3 protein-coding genes are annotated in these 4433 nt (G+C 69.0%); 2 read left to right on the forward strand and 1 reads right to left on the reverse strand.

The features are described 5' to 3' along the window. A partial coding sequence (locus VD972_RS35565) for an AI-2E family transporter (RefSeq protein WP_324993263.1) occupies positions 1–1044 on the forward strand: 1044 nt, incomplete at its 5' end. A gap of 62 nt (positions 1045–1106) precedes the next feature. Here the strand turns inward: VD972_RS35565 and VD972_RS35570 are convergent. Further along, positions 1107–2303, reverse strand: a complete 1197-nt coding sequence (locus tag VD972_RS35570; protein WP_324993264.1) for an SMI1/KNR4 family protein — start codon at positions 2301–2303, stop codon at positions 1107–1109. Positions 2304–2666: 363 nt separating this feature from the next. Between VD972_RS35570 and VD972_RS35575 the strand changes: the two genes are divergently transcribed. After that, positions 2667–4433 (forward strand): CotH kinase family protein (locus VD972_RS35575; RefSeq protein WP_324993265.1); only part of this gene is annotated, 1767 nt, incomplete at its 3' end.

The raw sequence follows: 4433 nt of genomic DNA on the forward strand, positions 1-4433 counted from the left end.
CTGCTGGCGCTGCTGACGCTGGTCCGCGAGGTCAGCGGCGCCCTGTCCTGGGTGCTGGTGGCGCTCTTCCTGGCGCTGGCGGCCCACCCGCTGGTGAGCTGGCTCGAGCGCCACGGTCTACGGCGCGGGCTGGCGGTAGCGCTGGTGTTCGTGGCCACCCTGGGGGTGGTGGCGGCGCTGCTCACGACGTTCGTGCCCATGGCGGTGGATCAGGCCCAGGGGTTGGTGGAGGCGGCCCCAGGCCTCATCGACTCGCTGCGGCACCAGGGGTGGATGGAGGAGCTGGATGCGCGGTTCGGCATCTTTGACCGTCTCTCGGAGGAGGTGCGCCAGCGGCTGCCCGGCGCGGCCATGCCAGTGCTGGGCGTGGTGACGGGCATCCTCCACCGTGTCGCGGCGTTCATCACCGTGGTGGTGCTGGCGGCCTTCTTCCTCGCCTTCGGCAAGGACCTGTTCGACAAGGGGCTGCTCTGGCTCCCACCACGCAAGCGAGCACACTGGCAGGAGCTCGGGCTGCGGATGCACCGCACCGTGGGCCGCTATGTGGCCGGCTCGTTCTTCATCTCGCTCATTGGTGGCCTGGTGACGACCGTGACCCTGCTGCTGCTGGGGGTGCCCTACTTCCTGCCGCTGGGGTTGATCATGGCGGTGCTGGGGCTCATCCCGTTCATCGGGGCCTTCCTCGGGGGTGTACTGATCGTCGGGACGACGTTCGCCTCGGCGGGGACGCATGCGGGGTTGATCTCGCTGGCGGTGTTCCTGGTGTACCAGCAGGTGGAGAACCACCTGCTCCAGCCCTTCATCCAGCAGCGCACCCTGCGGATGAACCCCCTGCTCATCGCCCTGGCGATGCTGGCAGGTACCGCCTTCGCGGGCATCCTGGGAGCGCTGCTGGCGCTGCCCATCGCGGGGGCCTTGCAGATCCTCGCGCAGGACTGGCTCGCTCGTCGCCACCAACAGTGGGCCCTGGAGGAGCAGGATGACACCCTCACGCTCCCCCCTCGCCCCCCCGTCCCCGAGGAGGAGACCGAGGCCCGACACTGACAGAGGGCCCGGTGAGAGGAATCGACGCACTCTCACCCGGGGATCCGCTCCCCTGTGCAGGCTCAGCGCTTGCGGCGCGCCGGGGACTTCTTGGCCGCGGCCTTCTTCGCAGGCGCCTTCTTGCCCACGGCCTTCTTCGCCACGGCCTTCTTCGCCACGCCTTTCTTGGCTGCGGCCTTCTTCGCGGGCACCTTCTTCGCGGGCACCTTCTTCGCGGGCGCCTTCTTCGCTACAGGCTTCTTGGCCGCGGCCTTCTTCGCGGGCACCTTCGTAGCCACGGCCTTCTTGGCTGCGGCCTTCTTCGCGGGCGCCTTCCTCACCGCCGTCCGGGACACAGCCTTCCTGGCAGGCACAGCGGCTGGCTCCGGCGCCTTGAGGCTCTCGATGCGCCGCTCGGCAGCGAGCACTGCCGGAGCCTCGAGCCCACCTTCCTTCTTGCCCGCTTTGCTCTTGCCTGCCTTGCTCTTGTGGCCCTCGATGCGCCGCTCGGCAGCGATCACCGCCGAAGTCTCGAGCCCTGCCTCCGCCTTGCCCGGCTCTTTCTTGCCCGCCTCAGGCTTGCCCGCCTTGCTCTTATGGCTCTTCATGCGCCGCTCGGCGGCAATCACCACGGGCCTGTCGAGCTGCGACTCGCCCACCCCGGCGGGCGCCTGCCCGGCCTTGGGCGCCCTGCCCTCCTCATACTCGTACACGAGCTCCTTCACTTCCTCGTCCCCGGCGAGCTCGGTCAGCGCGCCCTCCACGGCGGCGATGGCGCGCGCGAAGGTGCGCTCGCCGAACTCCTCGTGCTCCACCGGCGGCACCAGCACGTTGAGCATGTTCGCCAGCGAGCGGTAGAAGCGCATCTCCTTCTTCTCTTCGTCCCAGCTGCCGTAGATCCAGTCCTCGCCCCCGAGCGCCTGCACCCACTCCGGCAACGGCCCGCCGCCATCGCCCTGCTCCACCATGGCGGACTTGCGCGCCGTAAAGAGGTGGCGGTGCGTGCTCTTCAGCCCGAAGCGCCACACGCCTGCCACGGGCAGCCCCACCAGCATCTTGCGCGTCTTCTCCAGCACGCTGGCCTGCTCACCCTCGCCGTGCAGCGGGTAGAGCACCACGTCCCCCTCGAACGTACCTCCATTGAAGGCCGAATACAGATCCCCCAGCTCACCCGGCAGCGCCACCCCGGCCTCCGTCTCGGCCCGCCGCAGCTCTTCCGCGGTCACCCCGGGGGACATCGACTTCGCCGACTTCTGCAGTGCCTCCAACCACTCGTGCATGGCCCCTCCACGATTCAGCGGCGCCACTGATCAGGCGCCCGCCCAGGCCCCTCTGCGCAATGCCAATGTCGGTCTTCATGCGCCCACTGGCCAGGGGGGAAAGCTTCGACAGACCGGAGTTCTACACCGCTCCGTGCCACTCCCATCGAATCTTCACTCTCCAGGATGACGTTTCTGATCGGCCGGAGACGGGCGGCAGCTTCCCGGAGAGGGGCCCGGAGACCCCAGAGTGGGAACTTCGTTACCCACTCACCGGGCTTGCCTGGCCGGCTCCCGGGCCTCTCAGGCCCCCAAGCTTCACCCACCTGACACACGGCGAGGCACGGCCACTGCACGCTCCCCTGCCTTCGAAACGGAGGGCTCATGGGGCGTTGGGCTTGGCTGCTGGTGGTGGGCATGGCGGGGCTGGTCGCATGTGGGCCTGAAGCCCAGGAGCCACCGAGCGATCCTCCAGGTGCGAGGGGCTTGGACCCCCTGCCCGCGGATCCAGACGGCGGCCTGGGGGATGCCGGCGTGCCCGACGGGGGCTCCACGCTCCCCCAAGGGGACGGTGGGAAGCTGCCGGACGCAAGCCCCCCGGATGCCGGCGCGCCCGACGCGGGGCCGAGCCTCGAGTACCCTCCCGTCCAGACACGCCTCGCCGTGTTCGACCTGCAGATCACCCCCGAGGACCTGGCCCGGCTGGAAGAGCACCCAGAGTCGGATGAGCGGGTGCCGGTGGTGGTGGTGCTCGATGGCGAGCGCGCCCCGGGCCAGGTGCGCTACCGAGGTGCGAGCACCCGGACGCTGCCCCAGAAGAGCTTCAAGATCGAGCTGGACCCTGGCTACGAGCTGGCGGACCGCGACCACTTCGAGCTGCTGGCCGAGTGGTACGACAGCGGCAAGCTGACCGAGAAGTTCGCGGTGGACCTGTATACCGCCTTGGGGCTGCCGGTGCCGCGCGCCCGCTACATCCGGGTGAGCATCAACGGCCAGGACAACGGCCTCTACCTGGACATGGAGCATGTGGGGAAGGACTACCTCAAGCACCACGCCCTGGAGCGCAGCGCCTCCATCTACCGCTGTGGAGACCGCAACTGCGAGCTGACGCTCAAGCCCGGCTCCAGCTCCTACCAAGGCGACTTCGAGAAGAAGACCAACGAGGACACCAGCCGCGCGGATCTCGACGCCCTGCTCGCCTGGGTGAACCGCTCGGATGACTCGGACTTCGAGGCGAAGCTGGAGCGCTATGTCGATGTCGAGGCGTACCTGGGCAACCTCGCCGCGGACGCGCTCATCTCCAACAACATCATCGAGGACTCGCGCAGCTACTGGATCCACGAGCACCAGAAGGATCGCTGGCTGTATGTCCCGTGGGATCTCAACAACGCGCAGATGCTCTACTGGCGCACGTGGAACCCGGACGATCCGCCCATCACCAACCGGTGGCCGCAGGCCTTCAGCGCGTATGACCCCTGGGTGCAGCGCATCTACGAGGAGCGCGTCGTGGACCGTCCCTCCCAGCGTCCCACCTGGAGCGTCCTCAACACCCGCCTCTGGGATCGGCCCGCTCTGCGCGCCCGCCTGCTGGCGAAGCTGGAAGCGGCGCTCGCGGGCCCCTTCTCGGAGGCGAAGGCGAACGCGCACATCGACGCGCTGTGGGCCCTGGTGGAGCCGGAGCTGGCCCGGGATCCCTACGTCTCGCGCGAGCACGTGTCGCGGGCGCGGAGCTTCCTGAAGAAGTACGTGCGCAACCGTGCCACGTTCCTCCGAGGCCTCGTGAGCACCCTGCAGGCCCACGGGAGCGGCCCCCTGGTGATCCGCGAGGTGAACGCGGGCAGCGCCGGCTACATCGAGCTCCACAACCGAGGCACCACGCCCTTCTCCCTGGAGGGCTACGAGCTGACGAATGACGTGCGCGCCACCACGCGGCACCGGCTGCCCACGCTCTCCCTGGCCCCTGGCCAGACCGTGCGCTTCCTGGCGGACGGGAACACGGCCCTGGGCTCCATGCACCTGCCCTTCACCCTCTCTCGCAGCGGGGGGGAGGTGGGCCTCTTCGATGGCAAGCGCCTGTCCGGCTCGGGCAGGCCCCTGGTGTACGCCCCGGTGGACGTCCTCTATTACGGGCCGCTGACCTATGGGACGGTG

This window comes from Hyalangium sp., from assembly GCF_035629615.1.
In the GTDB taxonomy this organism is placed as follows: domain Bacteria; phylum Myxococcota; class Myxococcia; order Myxococcales; family Myxococcaceae; genus Hyalangium.

Excerpts from the sequence above, each read along its gene's own strand:
- VD972_RS35570 (WP_324993264.1), bottom strand. The coding sequence starts at position 2,303 with ATGCACGAGTGGTTGGAGGCACTGCAGAAGTCGGCGAAGTCGATGTCC.